This window comes from Streptomyces sp. NPDC043870 (assembly GCF_056435785.1).
Genome location: NZ_JBWKDT010000064.1, coordinates 1 through 25,567, shown reverse-complemented (window position 1 = coordinate 25,567; position 25,567 = coordinate 1). Strand labels below are relative to the sequence as shown.

Annotated in this window: 24 protein-coding genes; 9 read left to right on the top strand and 15 right to left on the bottom strand. The window is 70.0% G+C overall.

What is annotated here, in order from left to right; genetic code table 11:
- Positions 1-572: 572 nt before the first annotated feature.
- The 9 genes from AC0699_RS36790 to ychF all read right to left on the bottom strand — a co-directional run bounded on the left by AC0699_RS36790 (position 573) and on the right by ychF (position 8,491).
- Positions 573-1,916: a DUF6789 family protein gene (locus tag AC0699_RS36790; RefSeq protein ID WP_478669716.1), complete on the bottom strand. Its 1,344-nt coding sequence runs from the start codon at positions 1,914-1,916 to the stop codon at positions 573-575.
- On the bottom strand, positions 1,909-3,543 hold the full coding sequence (locus AC0699_RS36785; protein WP_478669712.1) for an NAD(P)/FAD-dependent oxidoreductase: 1,635 nt from the start codon (positions 3,541-3,543) through the stop codon (positions 1,909-1,911). The genes AC0699_RS36790 and AC0699_RS36785 overlap by 8 nt, the downstream gene beginning before the upstream one ends.
- A 499-nt stretch (positions 3,544-4,042) precedes the next feature.
- A complete protein-coding gene (locus tag AC0699_RS36780) occupies positions 4,043-4,273 on the bottom strand; it encodes an anti-sigma factor family protein (protein WP_478669708.1) in 231 nt (76 codons plus the stop codon).
- The gene (locus AC0699_RS36775; RefSeq protein ID WP_478669704.1) at positions 4,270-4,941 is read right to left on the bottom strand and encodes an RNA polymerase sigma factor; all 672 of its coding nucleotides are present in this window, start codon (positions 4,939-4,941) and stop codon (positions 4,270-4,272) included. The genes AC0699_RS36780 and AC0699_RS36775 overlap by 4 nt, the downstream gene beginning before the upstream one ends.
- A gap of 136 nt (positions 4,942-5,077) precedes the next feature.
- Positions 5,078-5,308 carry an anti-sigma factor family protein gene (locus AC0699_RS36770; protein WP_478669700.1) on the bottom strand — a complete coding sequence of 77 codons (231 nt, stop codon included), beginning with the start codon at positions 5,306-5,308 and terminating at the stop codon, positions 5,078-5,080.
- Between the two features lie 194 nt (positions 5,309-5,502).
- The gene (locus AC0699_RS36765; RefSeq protein WP_478669698.1) at positions 5,503-6,084 is read right to left on the bottom strand and encodes a hypothetical protein; all 582 of its coding nucleotides are present in this window, start codon (positions 6,082-6,084) and stop codon (positions 5,503-5,505) included.
- 311 nt (positions 6,085-6,395) lie between these two features.
- A complete protein-coding gene (locus AC0699_RS36760; RefSeq protein ID WP_478669694.1) occupies positions 6,396-6,809 on the bottom strand; it encodes a DNA-binding protein in 414 nt (137 codons plus the stop codon).
- The gene (locus AC0699_RS36755) at positions 6,791-7,075 is read right to left on the bottom strand and encodes a hypothetical protein (protein WP_328330855.1); all 285 of its coding nucleotides are present in this window, start codon (positions 7,073-7,075) and stop codon (positions 6,791-6,793) included. Before AC0699_RS36755 ends, AC0699_RS36760 begins: the two co-directional genes overlap by 19 nt.
- A 327-nt stretch (positions 7,076-7,402) precedes the next feature.
- Positions 7,403-8,491: a redox-regulated ATPase YchF gene (ychF, locus tag AC0699_RS36750; RefSeq protein ID WP_478669688.1), complete on the bottom strand. Its 1,089-nt coding sequence runs from the start codon at positions 8,489-8,491 to the stop codon at positions 7,403-7,405.
- Positions 8,492-8,716: 225 nt separating this feature from the next.
- Between ychF and AC0699_RS36745 the strand changes: the two genes are divergently transcribed.
- On the top strand, positions 8,717-9,337 hold the full coding sequence (locus AC0699_RS36745) for a DUF6542 domain-containing protein (RefSeq protein ID WP_478669685.1): 621 nt from the start codon (positions 8,717-8,719) through the stop codon (positions 9,335-9,337).
- A 149-nt stretch (positions 9,338-9,486) separates the two neighbouring features.
- Here AC0699_RS36745 and ppgK read toward each other — a convergent pair whose 3' ends face one another.
- Positions 9,487-10,224, bottom strand: a complete 738-nt coding sequence (gene ppgK, locus AC0699_RS36740; RefSeq protein ID WP_478669681.1) for a polyphosphate--glucose phosphotransferase — start codon at positions 10,222-10,224, stop codon at positions 9,487-9,489.
- 62 nt (positions 10,225-10,286) lie between these two features.
- Entirely contained in the window at positions 10,287-11,267 is a 981-nt protein-coding gene (locus tag AC0699_RS36735; protein ID WP_478669679.1) for a 4-hydroxy-3-methylbut-2-enyl diphosphate reductase, read from the bottom strand.
- A 181-nt stretch (positions 11,268-11,448) separates the two neighbouring features.
- Between AC0699_RS36735 and xseA the strand changes: the two genes are divergently transcribed.
- The 3 genes from xseA (at position 11,449) to AC0699_RS36720 (ending at position 13,829) form a co-directional block, all read left to right on the top strand.
- Entirely contained in the window at positions 11,449-12,765 is a 1,317-nt protein-coding gene (gene xseA, locus AC0699_RS36730; protein ID WP_478669676.1) for an exodeoxyribonuclease VII large subunit, read from the top strand.
- A gap of 26 nt (positions 12,766-12,791) precedes the next feature.
- A complete protein-coding gene (locus tag AC0699_RS36725) occupies positions 12,792-13,064 on the top strand; it encodes an exodeoxyribonuclease VII small subunit (RefSeq protein WP_478669673.1) in 273 nt (90 codons plus the stop codon).
- Between the two features lie 174 nt (positions 13,065-13,238).
- On the top strand, positions 13,239-13,829 hold the full coding sequence (locus AC0699_RS36720; RefSeq protein ID WP_478669669.1) for a malonic semialdehyde reductase: 591 nt from the start codon (positions 13,239-13,241) through the stop codon (positions 13,827-13,829).
- A 125-nt stretch (positions 13,830-13,954) separates the two neighbouring features.
- Here AC0699_RS36720 and AC0699_RS36715 read toward each other — a convergent pair whose 3' ends face one another.
- A complete protein-coding gene (locus AC0699_RS36715) occupies positions 13,955-14,503 on the bottom strand; it encodes a DUF4245 domain-containing protein (RefSeq protein ID WP_478669720.1) in 549 nt (182 codons plus the stop codon).
- Positions 14,504-14,637: 134 nt separating this feature from the next.
- Here AC0699_RS36715 and glpX point away from each other — a divergent pair, with 134 nt between their 5' ends.
- Positions 14,638-15,669, top strand: a complete 1,032-nt coding sequence (glpX, locus tag AC0699_RS36710; protein ID WP_478669665.1) for a class II fructose-bisphosphatase — start codon at positions 14,638-14,640, stop codon at positions 15,667-15,669.
- A gap of 146 nt (positions 15,670-15,815) precedes the next feature.
- On the opposite strand, the gene AC0699_RS36705 is transcribed toward glpX, so the two are convergent.
- Complete coding sequence (locus AC0699_RS36705) at positions 15,816-16,169, bottom strand: WhiB family transcriptional regulator (protein WP_469769080.1); 354 nt, start codon at positions 16,167-16,169, stop codon at positions 15,816-15,818.
- Between the two features lie 138 nt (positions 16,170-16,307).
- Complete coding sequence (locus AC0699_RS36700; RefSeq protein ID WP_478669660.1) at positions 16,308-17,018, bottom strand: DUF1707 SHOCT-like domain-containing protein; 711 nt, start codon at positions 17,016-17,018, stop codon at positions 16,308-16,310.
- Positions 17,019-17,245: 227 nt separating this feature from the next.
- Here AC0699_RS36700 and AC0699_RS36695 point away from each other — a divergent pair, with 227 nt between their 5' ends.
- A complete protein-coding gene (locus AC0699_RS36695) occupies positions 17,246-18,913 on the top strand; it encodes a fumarate hydratase (protein ID WP_478669657.1) in 1,668 nt (555 codons plus the stop codon).
- Between the two features lie 142 nt (positions 18,914-19,055).
- Here the strand turns inward: AC0699_RS36695 and AC0699_RS36690 are convergent, their stop codons facing one another.
- Complete coding sequence (locus tag AC0699_RS36690) at positions 19,056-20,603, bottom strand: ricin-type beta-trefoil lectin domain protein (protein WP_478669654.1); 1,548 nt, start codon at positions 20,601-20,603, stop codon at positions 19,056-19,058.
- A 103-nt stretch (positions 20,604-20,706) separates the two neighbouring features.
- Here AC0699_RS36690 and AC0699_RS36685 point away from each other — a divergent pair, with 103 nt between their 5' ends.
- The 3 genes from AC0699_RS36685 (at position 20,707) to AC0699_RS36675 (ending at position 25,397) form a co-directional block, all read left to right on the top strand.
- Complete coding sequence (locus AC0699_RS36685; protein ID WP_478669651.1) at positions 20,707-22,113, top strand: class II fumarate hydratase; 1,407 nt, start codon at positions 20,707-20,709, stop codon at positions 22,111-22,113.
- A 126-nt stretch (positions 22,114-22,239) separates the two neighbouring features.
- Positions 22,240-22,905 carry a cytidylyl-2-hydroxypropylphosphonate hydrolase gene (fomD, locus tag AC0699_RS36680; RefSeq protein ID WP_478669647.1) on the top strand — a complete coding sequence of 222 codons (666 nt, stop codon included), beginning with the start codon at positions 22,240-22,242 and terminating at the stop codon, positions 22,903-22,905.
- A gap of 596 nt (positions 22,906-23,501) precedes the next feature.
- Positions 23,502-25,397: a SpoIIE family protein phosphatase gene (locus AC0699_RS36675; protein ID WP_478669644.1), complete on the top strand. Its 1,896-nt coding sequence runs from the start codon at positions 23,502-23,504 to the stop codon at positions 25,395-25,397.
- The last annotated feature ends 170 nt before the right edge of the window (positions 25,398-25,567 follow it).

The window sequence follows — 25,567 nt, the reverse complement described above, 5'->3', positions numbered from 1 at the left end:
CCCCCCCCCCCCCCCCCCCCCCCCCCCCCCCCCCCCCCCCCCCCCCCCCCCCCCCCCCCCCCCCCCCCCCCCCCCCCCCCCCCCCCCCCACGGCCTTCCTGGTCCCTGCCGCCCGGGGGCCGATTCCGCAACTTCCTCGATCGGGCCGGGCTCCGCCGCATCCGCTTCCACGGCCTACGCCAGTTGCTCGGCTGATCCTCGGCGGTGTGGTGGCGGGCACCGCCCGAGTGTTGCCGCAGAACGGAGTTCGCCGTGCCGCCTGGGCCCTGAGCGGGGAGAAGCCCCGGCCCGCCGGGGACGGCGAGCCGGGGCGGTACGGGGCCACTGGTCGCGCCACGGCGCGCGGCGGATTTCGCCGGTACCGGACCACGATCTGATGGCCGGGACGAAACCACCTAGGCCGTGTTTGAGAACTAGCGCCGTCCGCCCGCAGGGCGGGGCCCGCGGCGTCTGGTGCGTGCAATCGCAAGGCGGAGGAACATCCTCGTACTGGACGTACTTGGATGACTCCGACAACGCAGCGAGGGTGCGTGCCAGGCGTCACGGGCCAGGCGGGAGTTCTCAAACACGGCCTAGGACACCAGGATCGGGATGAGCAAGGCCACGCACGTGATCAGGCTCCACAGCGCCGGAGCCGCGCTCAGCGTCTGCTCGTGGCGCGCCGCCGCCCGGACCGCGGTCGCCTCACTGCGGATCAGGTGCCATGGGCTGACCCGCTCCTCCAGCCGCTGGTACACGAGGCCGAGCACGGCGCCATAGGCGAGGTGGCCGATGAGGGAGGGGAAGGACACGGCCAGCGCGGCGGCGCTCCACCGGGGTTCGGCGCCGAGCAGCACGGGAAGCAGCGTCAGGTTGCCCAGGACCCACCAGAGGAAGCCGTAGGACACACCCCAGCCGATCGCCGATGCCGGGTCGAAGCTGCGACGGCGGAAGAAGACCGCGTAGGTGATGCCCACCACCTGGGAGATCAGCAGGTGGATGACGAGGCCCACGACCGCGGACTCCGAGCCGACCAGGTCGGCGACGACCGGCAGGAATCCCACGGCGACCATGACACCGGTGAAGACCACGCCGCCTGCCAGCCCGGCGATGACGCCGTGCCAGATCGAGATCACCCGCCCGCCGACGAGGCGTCCCTCCAGGGTGTGCCGTACGTCATCGGAGAACACCGCCCGCGACAGACCGCCCAGCCAGCAGGTGAGCAGGGCCGTAGCGGCACCGAGCAACAGGTAGCCGGGCAGCGACGCCACGGCGGTGCGCACCGCGGCCGGCGCCCACTCCAGCCCACGGCCGCCCAGCAGCGGCGTGAGCGTCACCGCCGCGAGCACCCACCAAGCGAAGCCGAAGGCGGCGCCGCGAATCAGGGCAGGGCCGGAACCCTCGCCGGGGTCGCCGAAGACAGCCGCGTAGGAGGCGCCGACCAGCAGCCCGACGATCAGCCCGTGCCAGCCGAGCCCGAGCACCGGGGCGGCGAACAGCCCGGCGGCCGACGCGCGCACCAGGAGACCGGGCCGCAGCCGCCGCTCCCTGCGTGACAGCAGGGCGAGGACGGCGGCCGTGACCGCTCCGTAGGCAAGGTGGCCGAGCAGGCTGGGGATCAGCGCCTGCGCAGTTGCCACGTCCCAGTCCACCGGCCTGCCCAGCAGGATCGGCAGCAGCGTCAACGGCCCGAGGAACCACCACAGCACGCCGTAGGCGAGCCCCCAGAACAGCAGCTCGCGCTGCCGTGCCACGAGCAGGCCGAAGATGCTCCCGATGATCGCCGCGATCAGCAGGTGGACGGCGAAGCCCACGACAGGCGAGTCGGTTCTGACGATGGCCGCGACGGTGGGCAGGTAGCCGATCAGCACCATCACCTCGCCGAAGACCAGCCCGCCTGCAAGGCCGGCGAAGGCTCCGAATCCGGCGTTACGCATGATGATCATCCTTGGTCGAGAGGGCGATGTCCCTGGGGAAGACCAGGTCGAGGGTCCAGTCGGCGAGCACGCGCAGCCGCTTCTCCACACTGGGCAGCTTGCTCAGGTAGACCGAGCGCCACAGGATCCAGGCGAGGAGGCCGGAGACCCGCCGCCCGCCGATCTCGCCGGCCGCCGTGCGGTGCCCGAGCGAGACCAGCACGCCGAGCCCGCCGAAGCGGAACGGGACAGGACGGCGTCCGCCGAGGACCGCCGCGATGTTCCGCGCCGCCGCCTTGCCTTCGCGGATCGCGTGCTGCGCGGTCGGGGGGTAGAGCCCGCCCGCCGGGTCGGGGATCCTCGCGCAGTCGCCCAGCGCCCACAGTCCGGGCAGGCCCGGGACCTGCATGGTGGGATCCACGACGAGAGGCCCCTGCGTGACCTGCTGCACCAGCGGGTTCGGCCGGTTGCCCGCCGTCCAGGCCAGGGTGCGGGTGGCGATGGTCTCGCCGGAGTCGAGCGTGATGTCCTCGGCGGTGGCCTTGGCGACGCGCGCGCCGAGGCGGAACTCTATGCCGCGCCCCCGGAGCTTGCGCTGCGCGTACAGGCCGAGACTCGGCGACAGCTCCGGCAGCAGCCGCTCACCCGCGTGCACGATCACGAATCTGGGCCGCAGCCCGTGCAGACGTGGATAGAAGTGGAGTACGTCATGTACGAGGTCGAACAGTTCTGCCACCAGTTCCGTCCCGGCGAATCCACCGCCTGCCACAACGAACGTCAGCAGCCTGGCCTGCTCGGCCGGGTCCGGCTCGAGGTCGGCGCGCTCCAGCGCGCTCAGCACCTGGTTGCGCAGCCTGGTGGCGTCCTCGACCGACTTCATCGGGAAGGCGTGTTCGCCCACTCCGGGCAGGTCGAAGAAGTGCGGCACCGCGCCGACCGCCAGGACCAGCTCGTCGTAGGGCACACGGAGCATCCCCTCCCTGCCGGCGGAGACGTACGCATTGCGCGTCTGCGTGTCGATCGAGACCACCCGACCGTGCAGAAAGGAGGCATGGTTGAGCCCGGCACGCACCGGGGCGCTCACGTGCCTGGCCTCCACCGTGCTCGAGGCGACGCCGACCAGCAGCGGGGTGAACAGCAGGAAGTTCGAGTCGCTTATCAGCGTCACGTGGGCGTCGAGCCCGCGGGCGACCCGCCGGTCCAGTTCGCGCGCGGCCCCCACGCCGCCGAAACCACCACCGACGATCACCACATGGGGTTTGGCCCGCTGGGGCGCCGGCTTGGGCGGGCTCCAGGCCGAAAGGGCGTGGAAGGCGAGCCCGGCGATCGCGCCGAACAGGGCGGCGCCGACGAGCTCGGGGAAGCGCGACACGGCCACCGCGACCGTCCATGACGGCGTCATCCCCTCCAGCGCGGGAGCGAGGGTGAGTGTCCAGGTCACCCAGTCGAGCAGGCCGATGAGGAGACCGACGGAGAAGGCCGAGCCGTTGCTCTGCCGGCGCTCGCCGAAGAGGAGGCCGAGCACGGCTCCCAGCACCACCGTGTGCGCAGCCCATGGGATCCACGGTGGCTTCGTCACGACCGCCACGATCGCGCCACCGGGCAGTCCGGCGATGATGCCGAACGAGAGTCTTCTGAGCAGAGTCATGGATGTCTCCGGTAGTCGCATGGCCTCCGCCCAGGGGGGACGAGGGCGAAGGCCATGCGAGATGTGGGGGGCTCCAGCGCCCACTGTCAGACGTTCAGAGCGGGCACCCCTCACGAGCGTTACAAGTCCGGCGGTCAGAAGCGCGACTTGGGAGGATGGGGATCGTCCGCGGACGGTGCAGATCCCGCCGATGGGCGCGCTGACGGGATGTCAGCCCGAGGACGGCCGGCTTGTCGCGGGCGACACCGTCCACAAGGGGTGGCGGCACGACCCGGCGGTGTCTTGTGGATCAGCGACAAGGGAAACGGGCTGGATGGTCGGCGTGGCGAAGGCCAGGTCGTAGCCCGGCAGGGGGCGGGACCCCGGCGAGCGTGGCGAGTTGAGCCCTTGGGCTCTTGCCTGGGAAGCCGACTGGTCGATCGGGGTGAGCTCGGGATCACCGGTAGGTCCTGTCCGGTGGCCCTGGGGCCGCCGGACAGGTCCTACTGGGTACAGGGGATCACTGCCGCTGCCAGTCCCGGAAAGCGGTGAGCAGCTGCTGCTTGGCGTCCGGTGAGATCCTGTCCGGGGTCAGTTCGCCCGTTGCGGCGATCGTCTGACGGAATTGATCGAGGTAGCTCTCGCACCCGTGGCATTCCGCCAGGTGCTCGATGAAGCGCCGCTCGTCCTCTTCGGGCAGACTGCCCTCGAGGAATTCGGTCACCAGCTCTACGAAGTCAACGCAGTTCACGCTCGTCCCCTCCCGCCCGCGACGTCATGGGCACCGGACACGTAAGCCTCCAGCTTACGGCGCAAGAAGGCCCTGGCCCGATGGAGGAGGACGCGTTGGTTTCCCGGCGAGATCTCCAGCAGGGAACACACTTCCTCCGAGCCGTACCCTGCGACATCGCGAAGTGTGATCACCGTGCGGAGGCGGGGCGGGAGCTCGTCGAGCGCCGCCGCGATCACCTCGCGGACTTCGCCGCGCAGTACGTAGTCCTCGGGAATGTGCCAGGGACGCGGTTCCTGACCGACGGCCCAGTGTCCGGCGTACCGCTCGCCGGGGCCGCGGAACCGTGAGGCGTCCACCGTCGGCCCTTCTTCCTCCGGCAGGATGCTGGCGAAGGGAACGGTCCTGCTCTCCTTCGTGCCGCGCGCCTTGGCCGTGTTGACCAGGATCCGGTACACCCATGTCTTCAGGGAGGAACGGCCTTCGAAGTCGCTGATCCCCCTGATGACCGCCAGCCATGTGTCCTGGACGGCCTCCTCCGCGGAGGCCTTGGTCGACACGAACGACATGGCCAGCCGGAGCATGCCACCCGACCAGGTGTCCAGCACCAGGGCGAACGTCTCCTCGTCACCGTCACGCAGCCGCTGGACCAGGACCTCGTCCGACGGCAGTTCGCGTGCGCCCGCCATTCGTCTCTCTCCTTGCCGACCGTCAACTGGGAGGGTCAGCTTAGGGCAGTTCAGTACCGGGATCGCATGCCGGTGCCTTTGTTCATGTCCCGGTAAGGACATTCACAACGGTGAAGACGGGGCTGCAGCGAGTCCGTCAGTCTCGCCGCAAGGCGCGGAAAGTGCCACACAGTTGGTCGCGCGCTTCGGTGGGCAGGCTCTGGCCGGGCAGTGCACCCAGGATCGCCACGGTCTGCTTGAACTGGTCGAGGCAGGTCTCGCAGCCGTCGCACTGTGTCAGGTGCGCGAGGAATCGAAGCTCGGTCGGCTCATCCATGGCGCCGTCGAGGAAGGTGGTCACCAGCTCAACGGCCTCATCGCAGTTCATGACACCTGCCTGATCTCGCTCATTGGACGGTCGGCCGACCGTGGACAACCTCACGGCACGTGATCATAGGATGCGCCGGATGCGGCCGGTAGGGGCCGGCGCGGGAGCCCGCACGGGAAAGAGGCCAGGGGCCCGACGCCCCGCGACCGCGTCCTCGAGGACCGGCGCGACCATCGCCACCGTGGAATGTGCCCCTACGCCGACGCGGGTTGCACCTCCAGGACCGTCGCCGTCCCGCCGGCCACTGCGGTCTCGTACAGCGTGATCCGGTCACCCGGGGCGAGGTGACTCCACCGCGTCGGGGTCAGGGGCAGGAGGCGCACCGGAGCCCGAGCTCCGGGCGCGAGGTCGGGAGCGAACTCAACCCACACGCGGGCGATGTCCAGCTCACGCGCTCCGTCGCACCGACGGTGGCCGATGTCCCACATCGGCCGCAGCACCCCGGCTCCAGGGATCGGAGTACGCCGGAACGTCTCACCGGCCGGGCGGAGGACCAGTTCGGCTCGGATGACCCCCAGGCGAGTCTCCGCGTGCCGCCACCAGCACCACTCCCGGCTCCGTTCGAGTCCGGGCATCTCCGCCGTGCGCCCCAGCTCCTCCCAGAAGCCCGGCGGCGGCGTCCACTCGTCGCCCAGCTCTTGGAGCAGGTCGAGTGCCACTTCCCACTCGTCGTGCGCGAGGTAGTCCCAGACATCGGAAACGGTGATGTCGTTGTCGGTGGCAACCCCCTCGGGCACCAGCAGCGAGGCGGCTTCGAGTATCCCGACGACGTCCATGTGCCGATTATGGTTCAGCAGCACAACGCCCCTCCTTGACGACCACAAGATCGTGCGGCGAGGTACCGCCGAGCAGGACCTTGTCGGACTCCGACTGAACGGGCTGGCCCGAAGTGGATGAGCCCGCTGCACACCGGTGGACCGGGGTACGTCGATTCCCGTGCCACAGTCTCGTTGTGCCCAATCCGACGTCAGGCAGACCAGCCGAGCGCGGAAGGGCGCTGGCCTCAACATCCCTTGTCACTGCGGGAAGAGCCGTCGCACGGCGTCGAGATCAGATCACTTCAAGGGTGACCATCGACCGCAGGAAATCACACCGCTACGAGCCGGACACGGTCGCCACACAGTTTGACCATGTCGTCGATATCGGACGTCAACATGACCACCGGGCGTCGCTGTCGCAGCGCGGCCTCGGCGACCGCCGCATCGATCGCGTACTTGTGCCCATGCAAACCGGCCTCCATCAGCAGCTTCGAGGCCGCCCTCGCCTCCTCGTCGCCCACCGGGACCACGCGCAGTCCGGACAGCACCCAGTTCAAGCGGGACTTGTTCGTACGGGCGTGGACGACCTCGATGATGGTGAGCGCACTGATCACGACCTCCATGCCGCGCGAGCGCGCCTCGGCGACCAGGGCCACCACCAGCTCGTCGTCTGCGAGCATCTTCGAGAGCCCTTCGCTGTCGAGGACCAGCGTCCCCTCGTGACTCAGCTTGCGGCGGGCCACTCACCCTCCTCGGCGAACACCTCGTCGAAGACCTGCCGCGCTCGCTGGCGAGCCTGCTCGGAGACCGGGCCCTTACGGCTCTCGTAGTCCGCCAAATACTCGTCAAGGACCTGCCCGCGCAGCTCACGCTCGACCGCCTCGGCGATGAACGCGGAGAACTCCCGCTTGCCCACCCGCGCCCGGATCGCCTCCGCGGTCCCCTCCGGCAGCGACAGGCTCACCCGCGTTGCCGGCCCTTCCCCGATGCTGTACGTCGTCTCACCCATACCCCGAGTGTGTCAAACGAGTAGGAAAAGCGCCACGGTCCGGATCTGCGCCGAGTCCCAGAGTGAAGAAAGCGTGCGGGTGGAGCTGCTCCCGCCCACCCCTCGCATCGGGCAACGCAACGCCCGAAAACCCAGTACGGGCGTTCTCGTCCCGTCCCAGCACACTCCCAGCACAGTACGGATGACCAGGGATGACGACAGGTGACGAGGGATCAGCTATCCCAGCACCATCCCAGCACGGAAAAAACAAAGGGCCCGACCCCGAAGAGTCGGACCCTCTCTGACCTGCACGTTTGCCAGGTCAGAGACGTGGTGACATGTCAGCCACTACACGTTGAAGCGGAACTCCACGACGTCCCCGTCCCGCATCACGTAGTCCTTGCCCTCCATACGCGCCTTGCCCGCCGCCCTGGCGTCGGCGACCGAGCCCGTCTCGACCAGGTCGGCGAAGTGGATGACCTCGGCCTTGATGAAGCCCTTCTGGAAGTCGGTGTGGATCACACCGGCCGCCTCGGGGGCCGTCGCGCCCTTCTTGATCGTCCAGGCGCGGGACTCCTTCGGGCCCGCCGTGAGGTAGGTCTGCAGGCCGAGGGTGTCGAAGCCGACGCGGGCGAGGGTGGCCAGGCCCGGCTCGTCGGCGCCGACGGACTGGAGGAGTTCCATGGCGTCCTCCTCGTCGAGCTCGGCGAGGTCGGCCTCGAGCTTGGCGTTGAGGAAGATCGCCTCGGCCGGAGCGACCAGGGCGCGCTGCTCGTTCTTGAAGTCCTCGTCGATCAGCTCGTCCTCGTCGACGTTGAAGACGTAGAGGAAGGGCTTGGTGGTGAGCAGGTGGAGGTCGTGGAGGAGCTCGGCCTTCTCGGAGCCCTGGACGATGCCGGCGGAGAAGAGGGTGTTGCCCTCCTCCAGGATGGCCTGGGCGGCTTCGACGGCCGCGACCTTGGGGGCCGTGTCCTTCTTGATGCGGGCTTCCTTGGCCAGGCGCGGCAGGACCTTCTCGATGGTCTGGAGGTCCGCGAGGATCAGCTCGGTGTTGATCGTCTCGATGTCGTTCTTCGGCGAGACCTTGCCGTCGACGTGGACGACGTTCTCGTCCTTGAAAGCGCGGATGACCTGGCAGATCGCGTCGGACTCTCGAATGTTCGCCAGGAACTTGTTGCCGAGGCCCTCGCCCTCGCTCGCACCGCGGACGATGCCGGCGATGTCGACGAAGTCGACCGTCGCGGGCAGGATCCGCTGGGAGCCGAAGATCTCGGCGAGCTTGGTGAGCCGGGCGTCGGGGACGCCGACGACGCCGACGTTGGGCTCGATGGTGGCGAACGGGTAGTTGGCCGCCAGCACGTCGTTCTTGGTCAGGGCGTTGAACAGGGTCGACTTGCCGACATTCGGCAGACCGACGATTCCGATCGTGAGCGACACGTTGGCGACTTCCTGGAGTGAGGACTGCTGGGGCGAGGACTGCGAGCCGGCGACTGACTGGCTGATGGCGTTGGTCCGCGGGCCCGGAGGGTGGGCCGATCCCCCAGTTTACGGGCGCGCCGCCGGGGCACGTCACGCGTCCGATACGTCGAACTCAGCATCAAGGTCACCCAAAGGGCGTGTCCTGTGACGTACTGATCGCACTTTGCGACCTACGTTGGACAGGTGGAGCAACAGAAGACTGGTACACCGTCGAGGCAGCGGCCGCGGCCGCAGGCCCCTCTGTCCGGGCAAGGCGCGCTCATCGAGGGCGCCGCGGTGTACCGGGTCACAGCCCGGCCAGGGCGCCCCGGGGCCCCTGGCGCACCCGCGCAGCCGGGCAAACGGCCCGCACTGCGGCCGACCCGCCCGGTGCCGCCGGTGGTGCTCGCCCTGCGCAGACTGCCGAATCCGCGACTGACGGGACTCGGCAGCGGGCTCTTCGCATCAGCCGTGATGCTGCTGATCGGCTCGCTCGACTCACTGCTGCTCGGCGGCTCCGCCGTCGTGTACTGCGTGCTGTTCCTGCCGGTCAGCGCCCTGACGGCGCTGTGGGTGCGGGGCGCCGACCTGGTCACCGCACCGATCGGCGTGCCCATCGCGTTCGCCGTCGGGATCGTGCCGATCTCCGGCGGGACCGGTGGCGTCGGCGGCCAGGTGATGGCGGTGATCACCGCGCTGGCCGTGAACGCTGGCTGGCTGTACGGCGGCACGCTCATCGCGGGCGTCATCACGATCGTGCGGAAGATCCGGCTGATGACCCGCCGCCGCTCACGCCGGCCCTCCACGCCGCCGCGCCGCGCCTGACGCCCCGCCGCCGGCCTGCGGGCCTCCCCAGGCCCGGACCGCCGCCCCACGCCCGGACGCCGCCGCCCCACGCCCAGACACCGCCGTCCCAGGCCCGGGACGCCGCCGCGCCACGCCTGACGGCCTCGCGCGGCGGCACCGGGCAGCGCTCAGTGGCCCGCCGCCGCCATCGCCGCGCCGACGATCCCCGCGTTGTTCTGGAGCTCCGCGGGGACGATCTCCGCGCGGATGTGCTTGATCAGCGGAATGAACTTGTCCGCCTTACGGCTCACCCCGCCCCCGATGATGAAGAGCTCCGGCGAGAACAGCATCTCGACATGTTCGAGATACTTCTGGACCCGGTGCGCCCAGCGCTCCCAGCTCAGCTCCTCGTCGTCCTTGACCTTGGTCGACGCGTGCTTCTCCGCTTCGTGGCCGTGCAGCTCCAGATGGCCCAGCTCCGTGTTCGGCACGAGGCGGCCGTCGACGAAGAGCGCGCTGCCGATGCCCGTACCGAAGGTCAGCAGCATCACCGTGCCCTTGCGCCCACGGCCGGCACCGAAGGTCATCTCGGCCACGCCCGCCGCGTCCGCGTCGTTCAGCACGGTCACCGGCATGCCCAGCCGGTCGCCCAGCAGCTTGCCGCCGTCGGTGTCGATCCAGCTCTTGTCGACATTCGCGGCCGTACGGATCACCGATCCTGTGACCACGCCGGGGAAGGTGATCCCCACCGGGCCCGACCAGCCGAAATGCCCGACCACCTCCGCAACGCCGTCGGCCACGCCGTCGGGCGTGGCCGGGTGCGGTGTCAGTACTTTGTGGCGGGGCTCTGCGAGGTCGCCGCGGTCCAGGTCCACGGGAGCGCCCTTGATCCCGGACCCACCGATGTCCACTCCGAAGACGTTCATGGACACAACGTTACGAGGAACCGCTGACAGTTACTCCCTGAGCGTCCTCACAGCCCGGCCATTCAGTCTTCGACGAGTGCCGCCGCCTCGCCGCGCAGGTCCCGGCGGAGCTCCTTGGGCAGCGAGAACGTGATCGACTCCTCGGCCGCCTTGACGATCTCCACATCCTCGAAGCCGCGCTGCGACAGCCACTCCAGGACTTCCTCGACGAGCACCTCGGGGACGGACGCGCCCGACGTCACGCCGACCGTCGTCACACCCTCGAGCCAGGCCTCGTCGATCTCGCCGGCGAAGTCCACCAGGTACGAGGCACGGGCTCCGGCGCCCAGCGCGACCTCGACCAGCCGCTTGGAGTTCGAGGAGTTCTGCGAACCGACGACGATGACCAGGTCCGCCTCGGCGCCCATCTGCTTGACCGCGATCTGGCGGTTCTGCGTGGCGTAGCAGATGTCGTCGCTCGGCGGGGAGACCAGGAGCGGGAACTTGGTCTTGAGCCGGTCGACGGTCTCCATCGTCTCGTCGACGGAGAGCGTGGTCTGGGAGAGCCAGACGACCTTCGACGGGTCGCGGACCTCGACCTTGTCCACATCGCCCGGGCCGTCGACCAGCGTGATGTGGTCCGGGGCCTCGCCGGTGGTGCCGATGACCTCCTCGTGGCCCTCGTGGCCGATGAGGAGGATGTCGAAGTCCTCGTTCGCGTACCGGACGGCCTCCTTGTGGACCTTGGTCACCAGGGGGCAGGTCGCGTCGATGGTCGCCAGCTTCCGCTCGGCGGCCTCGTCGTGGACGACCGGCGCGACGCCGTGCGCGGAGAACATGACGATGGACCCCTCGGGGACCTCCGCCGTCGTCTCGACGAAGATCGCGCCCTTCTTCTCCAGGGTCTGTACGACGTACTTGTTGTGGACGATCTCGTGGCGCACGTAGATCGGGGCGCCGTACTGCTCGAGGGCCTTCTCCACGGCGATCACGGCACGGTCCACGCCCGCGCAGTAGCCACGGGGAGCGGCGAGGAGGACGCGGCGGGCGTTCGTTGCAGTCATGCCCCCATCGTAAGGGCGCGCCGTACAGGCCAACGATCGCCCACGGGGGGGCTCGGTGAGGGGCCGGGGTTCATCGCCGGATGGATGGCGATGCCGGCTCGCACACCTGGCCTTGTGGCCGCCCAGGTAGACCTGGTCTTGCGACATGGTCTTGTCGGAGGGTGCCGATACGCTCGCGGGCATGGGTCTCACTACATCTGCCGAAGCTCCCCTGCCCGTCGGCGAGGTGTCGCGGCTCATCGGGGGATGGATCGACCGGCTCGGCGCGGTGTGGGTGGAGGGACAGATCACCCAGCTGTCGCGCAGGCCGGGCGCGGGCGTGGTGTTCCTGACGCTGCGCGATCCGTCGTACGACATCTCGGTGAGCGTCACCTGCTACCGCCAGGTGTTCGACGCGGTCGCCGACGTCGTGTCCGAGGGCGCCCGGGTCGTCGTCCACGCCAAGCCCGAGTGGTACGCCCCGCGCGGCCAGCTCTCGCTGCGCGCCGCCGAGATAAGGCCGGTCGGCATCGGTGAGCTGCTCGCACGGCTGGAGCAGCTGAAGCGGACCCTGGGCGCGGAGGGACTTTTCGCCCTCGACCGCAAGAAGCCACTGCCGTTCCTTCCGCAGCTGATCGGCCTGGTCTGCGGCCGGGCCTCGGCAGCCGAGCGGGATGTGCTGGAGAACGCACGGCGACGGTGGCCGGCCGTCCGCTTCGACGTGCGCAATGTGGCCGTGCAGGGCGTCCGCGCCGTGTCGCAGGTCGTCCAGGCGGTCAAGGAGCTGGACGAGCATCCGGACGTGGACGTGATCATCGTCGCGCGCGGCGGTGGCAGTGTGGAGGATCTGCTGCCGTTCTCGGACGAGCAGCTGGTACGCGCCGTCGCCGACTGCCGTACGCCCGTGGTGTCCGCGATCGGACACGAGCCGGACTCGCCGCTGCTCGACCTGGTCGCCGATCTGCGCGCCTCGACCCCGACCGACGCCGCGAAGAAGGTCGTCCCGGACGTCGGCGAGGAGCTGGACCGGGTGCAGGCCCTGCGCGACCGGTCGCTGCGGACCGTACGGGGGCTGCTCGACCGCGAGGAGCGGGGGCTTGCGCACGCCCTGCACCGGCCGGTCATGGAGCATCCGCAGCGGATGGTGGAGGAGCGCGAACACGAGACGGACGCCCTGGTCGCCCGGAGCCGGCGGGTCCTGGGGCATCTGCTGGACCGCGCGGACTCCGAGCTGTCCCACACCCGCGCACGGGTCGTCGCCCTGTCGCCCGCGGCGACGCTGGAGCGGGGGTACGCGGTGCTGCAGCGCGCGGACGGCGCGGTGGTGCGGTCGCCCGGCGAGGTCAGGGCGGACGAGGAGCTGCGGGCGAGGGTCACGGAAGGCGAGTTCACGGTCCGGGTCGCGGGCGACGCCGTTACGGGCGACGGCGCCACAGACGCCGAGGTCGGAGACGCCGATGTCGGAGACACCGACGTCGCAGGCGATGGACCCGGCATCACCGACGGTCGGCATCACTGACAGTAGGCGCACATAGGGTGGATCACATGACAGCCAAGACGGACGATGGCGCGCTCGGCTACGAGCAGGCACGGGACGAGCTGATCGAGGTCGTACGCCGGCTGGAGGCGGGCGGCACGACGCTGGAGGAGTCCCTCGCGCTGTGGGAGCGCGGCGAGGCGCTGGCAAAGGTGTGCCGCCGCTGGCTGGACGGCGCCCGCGCCCGGCTGGACGCGGCGCTGGCGGAGCGGGACGCGGGTGAGGGCGCGGGCCCCCGCGGCGCCGAGGAGGACGGGAACGGGGACGACTCGGCCCGGTGAGGCGCCTTGGCGGGGCGGCGGCATAAACGGAAACGCCATTTAGTTGAAGGTTGAGTATTTGAAAGTTGCGTGACTTAGCTCACCAGGCGCCGGATTTAGTTGAACCTTCACCTATTCCGGTCGTACGGTGAAGCCGCAGCTTGAACCTCATTGCTCATCCGGAAGGTACGCAGCATGTCCCTCGTTCTTGACCCCGCAGCCCAGGACCTCCTCTTCCGTGAGGCCCGTACCGCCAACACCTTCGCCGACGAGCCGGTGACCGACGAGCAGGTGCAGGCCATCTACGACCTGGTCAAGTACGGCCCGACCGCCTTCAACCAGTCGCCGCTGCGCGTCGTCCTCGTCCGCTCGGCCGAGGCCCGCGAGCGCCTGGTGAAGCACATGGCCGAGGGCAACCAGCCCAAGACCGCCACCGCACCGCTGGTCGCGATCCTCGCCGCCGACAACGAGTTCCACGAGGAGCTCCCGGCGCTGTTCCCGCACTTCCCGCAGGCCAAGGACATGTTCTTCGCCGAGCGCCCTGCCCGTGAGCGGTCCGCCGCGCTGAACGCCGCGCTGCAGGCCGCGTACTTCATCGTGGGTGTCCGTGCCGCCGGTCTGGCCGCGGGCCCGATGACCGGTCTCGACTTCGCCGGCGTGCAGAAGGAGTTCCTGGACGACGACCACACGCCGCTGATGGTCATCAACATCGGCAAGCCGGGCGAGGACGCGTGGTTCCCGCGTTCGCCGCGTCTGGCTTACGACGAGGTCATCACCACCGTCTGACCTCGACGGGCCCCTGCCGGGGGTCCGGGGATCGCCCCCCGGCCTCGCGCCGGCAGCACAAGGCCGCCGCACCCCATCCAGGTGCGGCGGCCTTGTCGTGCCGGGTCAGGACGAGCCGGGAGGCATCAGGACGCGGCCGGGTCCGGCGTGGGGGTGGTGGACTCCGACTTCGACTCCAGCGCCGCCGCCATCTGCGCGAGCCGCTCGTACGACGCCGTGCCGGTCACCACGGTCGTCGAGCCCTTGTCCGTGCGCACCAGCGCGTCGTACTTCGGGCCCTCCCAGCGCTCCCAGGTCTCACCGCCCACCTTCTGCGTGCGGTCGGTCCTGGTGGCCTGCTGGGTGACCTTCGGGATGTACTTTCCGGCCGGAGCCGTCGATTGCTCGACCGCGACGTACTGGCCGTCCGGGTCGAGGAAGCCCAGGTGCCAGGCGTGGTCCTCCTGGCCCTTGAAGGTGACCGACGTGGGCTTCCAGCCGGCGGGGAGTCCCGTCGGGGCGGCCACCGGATAGGGTGCCGCCCGGCGTGCCGTCACCAGCTCGACGCGGTAGTCGACGGCCCGGTTCGGGTCCATGGAGTCGTCGTGCGGAACGAAGATGTAGATCACACCTGCGAAGACGCAGATGACCGCCATCGACTGGATCATTCCGCGCACTGTCTGCTTGCCTCGCATACCTGCCACCGCACTATGGTCGCATCAAGGTTGTTTGCTCAAACGTGGGCCCCTCTGCTCAATTTGTCGACGTACCGATAGAGTCACAGCACCCTCTTTTTTCCGGCCGTCGTCGTACAGGAAGGTGCGCTCCGATGACCGAGCACAACTTGCCGTCCCAGCTCGAGGTCTCGCCCGAGGCCCCCGACCGCAACCTCGCCCTGGAGCTCGTCCGGGTCACCGAGGCCGCCGCCATGGCCGCCGGCCGGTGGGTCGGACGCGGCGACAAGAACGGCGCGGACGGTGCCGCGGTCAAGGCCATGCGGACCCTCGTCAGCACCGTGTCGATGAACGGTGTCGTCGTGATCGGCGAGGGCGAGAAGGACGAAGCCCCCATGCTCTTCAACGGGGAGCGCATCGGCGACGGGACCGGCGCGGAGTGCGACATCGCCGTGGACCCGATCGACGGCACGACGCTCACCGCCAAGGGCATGCCCAACGCGATCGCGGTCCTCGCGGCCGCCGACCGCGGCACCATGTTCGACCCGTCCGCGGTCTTCTACATGGACAAGCTGGTCACCGGGCCCGAGGCCGCCGACTTCGTCGACATCAACGCCCCGGCCTCGGTGAACATCCGCCGGGTCGCCAAGGCGAAGAACTCCTCGCCCGAGGACGTCACCGTCGTCATCCTGGACCGGCCCCGCCACGAGGGGATCGTCAAGGAGATCCGCGAGACCGGCGCGCGCATCAAGTTCATCTCGGACGGCGATGTCGCGGGCGCGATCATGGCCGTGCGCGAGGGCACCGGCGTCGACATGCTGATGGGCATCGGCGGTACGCCGGAGGGCATCATCACCGCGTGCGCGATCAAGTGCCTCGGCGGCACGATCCAGGGCAAGCTCTGGCCGAAGGACGACGCGGAGCGGCAGCGCGCACTCGACGCGGGCCACGACCTGGACCGGGTGCTGTTCATGGATGACCTGGTCAGCGGCGACAACGTGTTCTTCGTCGCGACCGGCATCACGGACGGCGAGCTGCTGCGCGGCGTGCGGTACCGCGCCGAGACGGCGACCACGCAGTCGCTGGTGATGCGTTCCAAGTCGGGCACGATCCGCCAGATCGACTCGACCCACCGCCTGTCGAAGCTGCGTGCCTACAGCGCCATCGACTTCGACCGCGCGAAGTAGGACGGCCGCACTCGCCGCAGGCGAACCAAGCCTCCAGGAACGCAGGCGAACCGAGCCTCCAGGAACACAGAAAGGGGCGCCCCCATGTGCGGTGGGAGCGCCCCTTCCCGTACGTACGCGGGGAACCGCGTACGTCAACGGATGCGTCAGGCCGCCGATGCCGACTTCTTGAGCTCCATCTCGCGCCGCCTGCGCCGGGCCAGCACGACGCGGCGCTCGGCCGCCGTGAGGCCGCCCCACACGCCGTACGGCTCGGGCTGGAGCAGGGCGTGCTCCCGGCACTCCACCATGACCGGGCAGCGGGCGCAGACGCGCTTGGCGGCATCTTCGCGGGAGAGCCGTGCGGCGGTCGGTTCCTTGGATGGCGCGAAGAACAGTCCGGCTTCATCCCGGCGGCATACTGCCTCCGTGTGCCAGGGCCCGTCCTGATCTTCCCGAGCGGTGGTTCGCTGGGTCGGAACGGCGGCTACCTGCAGGGGCTGATGCGGCAGTTGCAGCACGATCTACTCCTGACGACGGCTTCGCGAGCGAGAGACGATGCAGCAAGCCCTACCCGCTGTGCGCGCGCCTATGCACTGAGTGGCACTGAGTTCCGAGAGGCGGAACCACGGACCGCGGGCGCCGGGAACCGTGCGGGATCAGTGGCCCAGGTGCTTGCGCATGCGGTCGTGGAGGTCGGCGACGCGCTTGCCCCGCTTCGGCTTGGCCTCCACGTTGCCGAAAACGGAATAGCCGTTGACCACGACGACGGGAGCCTCGGGGTCGGTGGCCTCCAGCGTGCGCACCTCGAAGTTGCCGAAGACCCCTGTGCCGCTGCCGCGCAGCGAGATGTTCTCAGGAACGCGGACCTCGACGTTGCCGAAGATCGACGTCGCGTTGATGACGGTGAGCCGCTGCCCGAACATCGCCTCGGTCAGATCGATCTCGATACTGCCGAAGAGGGAGAAGGCATTGGTCCTGGGTCCCACGCGCCAGCGGCCCTTGCGGGTGGAACTGGAGAACACCGCGACGAGGTTGTCGGTGGGCGCGGACGTGTCCTCGGGTCCGTAGGTGTAGGACGCGGGCTGCGGGCGGGGGCGGGTGGTGGGCAGGTCCCGTACCAGCGGCTCCAGTTCGCCGACCGTCTTGGCGCGGTAGACCGAGTCGATCCGGTCGGAGTGCTCCTCGGCGTCGATCCGGCCCTCGGCCAGGGCCTCCCGGAGGATGTCCGCGATCCGGTCCCGGTCGGCGTCGGAGGCACGGATGGAGCCGGACGGGTCGGCGGCACGGTCCGCGGGCTCGGCGTGAGCGACCGGCTTCTGAAGGTTTCCGCGGCCGGAGGCCGCTGAATCATGCTTGTCGAGGTCCACGTGCTCAGCCTAGCGAAACGCGATAGATCGCGACTAGGGCCTGTCCGGCGGGTCAGGTCGCCGTGGCCGTGACGCCGCCGCGAACCGGCCGGCTGCGCCGGTACGGACAACACGCCCCGACAACTGAGCCTTACCTCACAAGCCCGTACGGCTGGGGGCGTCTTACGCTTGTGGACGCGCTGCCAATGGAGGCCGCGTCGCAGTCTGCCAAGTGAGGAATGGCCGTAATGCCAGAGTTTGCGTACTCCGATCTGCTCCCACTGGGAGAGGACACCACGCCCTACCGCCTGGTGACCGCCGAGGGTGTCTCCACCTTCGAGGCCGACGGCCGTACGTTCCTCAAGGTCGAGCCGGAGGCGCTGCGCAAGCTCGCCGAAGAGGCGATTCACGACATCCAGCACTACCTCCGCCCGGCGCACCTCGCCCAGCTGCGCAAGATCATCGACGATCCCGAGGCGTCGGCGAACGACAAGTTCGTCGCCCTGGACCTGCTGAAGAACGCGAACATCGCGGCCGCGGGCGTGCTGCCGATGTGCCAGGACACCGGCACGGCGATCGTCATGGGCAAGCGCGGGCAGAACGTGCTGACCGAGGGCGGCGACGAGGAAGCCCTCTCCCGCGGCATCTACGACGCGTACACCCGGCTGAACCTGCGCTACTCGCAGATGGCCCCGCTGACCATGTGGGACGAGAAGAACACCGGCTCGAACCTGCCCGCGCAGATCGAGCTGTACGCGACCGACGGCGGCGCGTACAAGTTCCTCTTCATGGCGAAGGGCGGCGGCTCCGCCAACAAGTCGTTCCTCTACCAGGAAACCAAGGCGGTCCTGAACGAGGCCTCCATGATGAAGTTCCTGGAGGAGAAGATCCGCTCGCTGGGCACGGCGGCGTGCCCTCCGTACCACCTCGCGATCGTCGTCGGCGGTACGTCGGCCGAGTTCGCGCTGAAGACCGCGAAGTACGCCTCCGCGCACTACCTGGACGAACTGCCGTCCGAGGGTTCGGAGCTGGGCCACGGCTTCCGTGACGAGGAGCTGGAGAAGAAGGTCTTCGAGCTGACGCAGAAGATCGGCATCGGCGCGCAGTTCGGCGGCAAGTACTTCTGCCACGACGTGCGCGTGGTGCGCCTGCCGCGGCACGGCGCCTCGCTGCCCGTCGCGATCGCCGTGTCCTGCTCGGCCGACCGCCAGGCCGTCGCGAAGATCACGGCCGAGGGTGTCTTCCTGGAGCAGCTGGAGACGGACCCGGCGCGCTTCCTGCCGGAGACCACGGACGAGCACCTGGAGTCGGAGGGTGACGTCGTCAGGATCGACCTCAACCAGCCGATGGACGAGATCCTCGCCGAGCTGACCAAGTACCCGGTCAAGACCCGGCTCTCGCTCACCGGCCCGCTGGTGGTGGCGCGCGACATCGCGCACGCCAAGATCAAGGAGCGGCTGGACGCGGGCGAGGAGATGCCGCAGTACTTGAAGGACCACCCGGTCTACTACGCCGGCCCGGCGAAGACCCCGGAGGGTTACGCCTCCGGCTCCTTCGGCCCGACGACGGCCGGCCGCATGGACTCGTACGTCGAGCAGTTCCAGGCGGCGGGCGGCTCCAGGGTCATGCTGGCCAAGGGCAACCGGAGCAAGCAGGTCACCGACGCGTGCGACGCGCACGGCGGCTTCTACCTCGGCTCGATCGGCGGCCCGGCGGCGCGGCTCGCGCAGGACTGCATCAAGAAGGTCGAGGTCGTCGAGTACGAGGAGCTCGGCATGGAGGCCGTCTGGAAGATCGAGGTCGAGGACTTCCCGGCGTTCATCGTCGTGGACGACAAGGGCAACGACTTCTTCCAGAACCCGGCGCCCGCGCCGACGTTCACCAGCATCCCGGTGCGAGGCCCCGGTCTGGCCTAGGGCCTAGGACCTGTCTTCTGGATCAGCCCGGCAATCCGAAAGACAGGCGCTCGGTCGCCCCTCAGGCGTCCTCGATCGCCGGACGGGCTGGGTTTCCAGCCCGTCCGGCTACCGAGAGCGCGGGGTCCGGTGCGGAGCCCCGCTACGCGAAGCGCTGCTTCGCCGACCCGTCGCACGGCTGGAGCCGCACCGGGTCCTTCGCCGCGGCCAGCGTCAGGCACAGGTTCGGTGCGGCCGCCGGCCGCACCGTCCCGTCCTGACGGACGAACTGCTGGTTCGCACCACCGTGGCAGTTCCACAGGACGAGCACCGCGCCCGCCTTGTAGTCCGCTCGGGGGACGTCGAGGCAGCGGTCCTGGCTGAGCCGGCTGTGGACGGACCTGCGGGCACTGTCGTGCCACCAGCCCTGGTTGGGGCCGCCGTGGCAGTCCCAGCCCAGCACCCCGGTGCCGTTGCGCGACACGCCCGCCTCGACATCGACGCAGCTGCCCGTGGCCTCGTTCCTCAGCGGCTTGTAGACGTCGTCCCAGGCGAACGGATACAGCACCGGCTTGCCCGTGGACGCCGGGTCGGCGCAACTGGCCTCGCTCAGCCCGGAGTCGTACATCTGGGTCAGACACGAGGCGAAGGCCGCGTGTCCCCGGGCGTTCGGGTGGAAGGACTGGCGGACCGAATTGGCGTCGGGCGGGAACGGGTTGGACAGCTCGACGTACAGCCCGCGTGCCCAGGTGTCCTCCATGCAGACCTCATGGCCGTGGAAGAGCCGTGAGTTGTCGAGGTACACCGCGCCGGTGGAGCGGGCGACCTGCCGCATGCCGCGTTCGAAGGCGGGGACGGCGGTGTTGCGGCCCCAGACGGTGTCGGAGTCGTAGCCCGTACCGCCGCAGATCAGCTTGCCGGGGAAGTTCGGGTTGTCGCGGAAGTCGGGCCCGATCGGGCTCGGGTAGCCCATCACGACCAGCTTGTAGTCCCCGTCCGCGTACCCGGCGTCACGCATCACCGTCCGCAGATCGCGTACGGTCCGCTCGACCTTGGGGACCAGTCCGTCGACCCGGGCCTGCCAGCCTGCCGCGTACTTGGACTCGCAGGGGCCCTGGAAGGTGAACCAGCGGACGACGCAGTCGGTCATCACGGGCCCGAACTGCAGATCGTCGTTGGCGCCGGCGACCAGCAGCACCATCTTGATCCGGGTGTTGCGGGCCTTGATGGCGAGACTGTCACTCTGGACCAGCTCGTCGGCGTACTGCTTCGAGCCGCCGATGACGATGTTGCCGCTGTAACCGCCCGAGCAGGAGACGTTGTACGTGACGTCGGCGGCGATGCCCGTGCGGTGGATGGCGGCGTCGGGTGAGCGGTGACACCAGTTGTCCGGGCCGTCGGTGCCGGGTTCGTACGTGCCGACACCCTCGCCCGAGATCTCGCTGTCACCCAGCGAGATCAAGCCGGTCTTGCGCTCGCCGAGCGGGCGCTCGGCGGGGTCGCCGTAGAGGGCGGTCGCCTCGGCGGCCCGGATCTTCTCCAGCTCCGGCGGAAGGGGTACCGACGATGCATATGCCGTCTGGCGGGCCGTGTCGTGCGCCCGCCCGGGGGCCGTGGCTGCCATGGTGCCGAGAGCCGCCGCGAGGGCCGCGGCGGCTGCGACCGCAGAGCGAAGTCTGTGCCTGGAGCGTCTGTACCCAGAGCGCCTCATTGCGCCTCCCCGGTTAGGTGTTACCGCCGGTTTTTACTGGCCGGTAGCGCACTTGGGAATAGGCAGAACAAGACAAGTGCTCAACTTTTTGGGAGGTTTGGAGATGTCGGACACGAGTGACAACACAGGCGAGTACCGGGTCGAACACGACTCCATGGGTGAGGTGCGGGTCCCCGCGCACGCCAAGTGGCGGGCCCAGACCCAGCGGGCCGTGGAGAATTTCCCGGTTTCCGGACAACGGCTGGAACGCGCCCATATCGAGGCCCTGGCCCGGATCAAGGCCGCCGCCGCCAAGGTCAACGCCGAGCTCAGGGTGGTCGACCAGGACATCGCGCAGGCCATCCAGGACGCGGCGGAGGAGGTCGCCGACGGCCGCTGGGACGAGCACTTTCCGGTCGATGTCTTCCAGACGGGTTCCGGGACATCGTCCAACATGAATACGAACGAGGTCCTGGCGACCCTGGCCGGCGAGCGACTCGGCCGTGCGGTCCACCCCAACGACCACGTCAATGCCTCGCAGTCGTCCAACGACGTCTTCCCGTCGTCGATCCACATCGCGGCGACCGCGGCCGTGACGGGCGATCTGATCCCGGCGCTGGAGCACCTGGCGGCGTCACTGGAGCGGAAGGCGCGGGAGTTCGCGGGCATCGTGAAGTCGGGTCGTACACATCTGATGGATGCGACACCGGTCACTCTCGGCCAGGAGTTCGGGGGTTACGCGGCACAGATCCGGTACGGGATCGAGCGGCTGAACGCCTCCCTGCCGAGGCTCGCCGAACTCCCTCTCGGCGGCACGGCAGTGGGCACCGGGATCAACACTCCCCCGGGCTTCTCCGCGGCGGTCATCGCGGAGGTCGCGCGGGCGACCGGACTGCCCCTGACCGAGGCCCGCGACCACTTCGAGGCGCAGGGTGCGCGGGACGGGCTCGTGGAGACCAGCGGTCAGCTCCGTACCATCGCCGTCTCGCTCACCAAGATCTCCAACGATCTGCGCTGGATGGCGAGCGGCCCGCGCACGGGTCTCGCCGAGATCAACCTCCCTGACCTGCAGCCCGGATCGTCGATCATGCCGGGCAAGGTCAATCCGGTGATTCCGGAGGCGGTGCTGATGGTCGCCGCGCAGGTAACGGGCAACGACACGACGGTCGCCGTCGCGGGCGCCGCCGGGAACTTCGAGCTGAACGTCATGCTGCCGGTGATCGCCAAGAACCTGCTGGAATCGGTGCGGCTCCTGACGAACGCCGTGCGGCTGCTCGCGGACCGGACGGTCGACGGCATCACGGCCAATGCGGAACGTGCCCGTGAGTACGCCGAGTCGTCGCCGTCGGTCGTGACGCCGCTCAACAAGTACATCGGGTACGAGGAGGCGGCCAAGGTGGCGAAGCGGTCGCTGGCGGAGCGGAAGACGGTCCGTGAGGTGGTGCTGGAAGGCGGGTACGTGGAGCGGGGCGAGCTGACGCTGGAGCAGCTCGACGAGGCGCTGGACGTCCTGCGGATGACGCGGCCCTGAGGTTCCCGCTCCCCCACGTCACGGGGCCGGTGCCCCGCCGGCCCGCCCTGCCCCCGCCCGACCGAGCCGCCCGGCCCCGTGACCTGCACCGCAGCGAGCCGTGAACGGCGACTCTAAGATCTGTGCATGACGGGATCGGCAGGGGTTAAGCGCTGGGCGCCGGGGGAGCACATTCTCTGGCGGTATCGGGGCAACGGGTCCGGCGAGGTGCACATCTGCCGGCCCGTGACCGTCGTGCGGGACAGCGCCGAGCTGCTGGCCGTGTGGATGGCGCCGGGGACCGAGTGTGTGAAGCCGGTGCTCGCCGATGGGAAGCCCGTCCACCATGAGCCGCTCGCGACCCGCTACACCGCGCCGCGGACCACCGTGCGTTCGCGGTGGTCCGGGACGGGGGTGCTGAAGCTGGCGCGGCCCGGGGAGGCCTGGTCGGTGTGGCTGTTCTGGGAGCACGGCTGGCAGTTCAGGAACTGGTACGTCAACCTGGAGGAGCCGCACCTCCGTTGGGCGGGCGGCGTCGATTCCGAGGATCACTTTCTGGACATCGCGGTCCGGCCCGACCGCAGCTGGCGCTGGCTGGACGAGGACGAGTTCGCCCAGGCCCAGGCGGCCGGGCTGATGGGCGCCGGCCAGGCCCGGCGGGTGCGGGCCGCCGGGCGTGACGCGGTCGAGGCGATCAAGGCGTGGGGGCCTCCGTACTCGGACGGCTGGGAGGACTGGCGGCCCGATCCCCGCTGGTCGGTCCCGGTGCTGCCCGCTGACTGGAATCGCACCCCGGCGCGCACGTCCGCATGACGACGCCGTGAGACCCTTGATGCGCCCCCGGGGTTCAAACGTAGGATCGTCCTCCGCAAGGCTGCGTCGCATCAACGATTGAGCACAGCACAGGAACTGACCGTAAGTCATCACGAGGGGGACGGAACCGTGCCGGATGTGTGCCCGGATCTCCCTCATCCCGTCAACGCCTCGCTCGGAATGGGTATGGGCTATATCGACCACCCAGGGGCGTTGCCGCCCCGGACACCGGGCGGCTCCGCCCGGCGGCCCGGGGATCCGCGGTGCAGCCGCGATCGTCACCGCCCCCGGACGCGCACAGCGGCACCCGAGGCGCCACGACCCGTCCTCCGGGTCGGGCCGGCAGTGACATCAGCGGCTACCGCCGCGGGGCGAACGGGGTCCGGTGCGTGCGATCGCGAGGCGGAGGAGGGAGTCGTGGCGGGGCCATGGCGACTGACGACAACGCAGCTGGAGGTCCCCGCTGGGGGGCTCTCCAGGCGAAGCTCTGGGGGAGAAGTTCTGGAGAAGCGCGTGCCAGGGCACACGAGCCAGGCAAGATCCGGAAGACAGGCCCCAGCCTCGCACCACCGGCCCGGACGGACGGAATCCCACGCGTGACGGAGCATCCCACCTCCCACGAAGGCCGGCAGCCTGTCGCTGCCCGGCCTCAGGAGCGCACGCGGCCGCGGCAGGAGGCCGCCGCCCATGCCCCTGTGCCGGCCACGGCCGGCGCTGTCCCCGCGCAGCCGCCCCCGCCTGCGGGCCCACCGCCGCAGGACCCCGTCGGGGTCGCGCGGCGCGAGGGTGACCGGCTGCGCTTCGTCGGGGCCGCGACCCGCAGGATCGCGCGCGGCATAGACCTGGACGAGATCGTGCTCGGGCTGTGCCGGGCCACCGTGCCGACGTTCTCCGACGCGATCCTCGTGTATCTGCGCGATCCGCTGCCGGTCGGCGACGAGCGGCCGGTCGCTCCGTTCGTGCTGCGGCTGCGCCGCACCGACCGGCTGCGTTTGACCGACGAGGACACGGAGGGCTCGCTCCTGGGCGGCGCCGCCCAGGTGCCGGTGCTCACCACCCCGGCCGATCTGACGCCCGCGACCGAGCTGTGCGAGGTCGTGGCCGGCGGGGCGCTCGCCGAGGTGCTCCGTGGCGTTCGGCCGGTGTTCGGCGACTCGGCCGCCGCCCGCGCGGCGCTGCCCGAGCTGCTGGGCGCCGACCGGATCGTACCGACCGGGCACCGGGCCATCCTCGCTCCGCTGCGCGGCAGGCGCCGGGTCATCGGCGCGGCGATCTTCCTGCGCCGGCCCGACCGGCCGGCCTTCGAGCCCAACGATCTGCTGGTCGCCGCACAGCTTGCGACGCACACCGCGCTCGGCATCGACAAGGCCGTCCTGTACGGCCGCGAGGCGTACATCGCGGACGAGTTGCAGCGCACGATGCTGCCCGAGGGACTGCCGCAGCCGACCGGTGTGCGGCTCGCCTCCCGCTATCTCCCCGCGGCCGAGACCGCACGGGTCGGCGGCGACTGGTACGACGCGATCCCGCTGCCCGGCAGCCGGGTCGCGCTGGTCGTCGGCGATGTCATGGGCCACTCGATGACGTCGGCCGCGATCATGGGCCAGCTGCGGACGACTGCGCAGACCCTCGCCGGTCTGGATCTGCCGCCGCAGGAGGTCCTGCACCATCTCGACGAGCAGGCGCAGCGGCTCGGCACCGACCGCATGGCGACCTGTATGTACGCCGTGTACGACCCGGTCTCGCACCGGATCACGATCGCCAACGCGGGCCATCCGCCGCCGATACTGCTGCATCTGGGCGGGCGGGCCGAAGTGCTGCGGGTGCCGCCCGGCGCGCCCATCGGCGTGGGCGGGGTGGACTTCGAGGCGGTCGAGCTGGACGCGCCCGCGGGAGCCACGCTGCTGCTGTACACCGATGGGCTCGTCGAATCGCGGCTGCGCGACGTGTGGACCGGGATCGAGCAACTGCGGGAGCGGCTGGCCGCGACCGCGCAGCTCACCGGCCCCGATCATTCACCGCCGCTGGAAGCGCTCTGCGACGACGTGCTGGACATGCTCGGCCCGGGCGACCGGGACGACGACATCGCGCTGCTCGCCGCCCGTTTCGACGGGATCGCGCCGAGTGATGTCGCGTACTGGTTCCTGGAGCCGGAGGACGCGGCTCCGGGCCGGGCCCGTCGGCTGGCCAGGCGCGCCCTGGCCCGGTGGGACCTGGAGGGGCTGTCCGATTCGGTGGAGCTGCTGGTCAGCGAGGTGGTGACCAATGCCGTCCGGTACGCGGAACGGCCGGTGACGCTGCGGCTGCTGCGCACTGACGTGCTGCGCTGCGAGGTCGGTGACGACTCTCCGCAGTTGCCGCGCCAGCGGCGGGCACGGGACACCGACGAGGGCGGGCGCGGGCTGTTCCTGGTGAACCGGCTGGCCAGACGGTGGGGAGCGACCCGGCTGTCGACCGGCAAGGTGGTCTGGTTCGAGCTGCCGACCCATCCGTAGCCCATCCCGGGAGCCGCCCGTAACCCTTCCGTGCCCCATCTGCACACCAGGGTGGGACTCCGTACGAAAGCGGGCCGGGGGGGGGGGGGGGGGGGGGGGGGGGGGGGGGGGGGGGGGGGGGGGGGGGGGGGGGGGGGGGGGGGGGGGGGGGGGGGGGGGGGGGGGGGGGG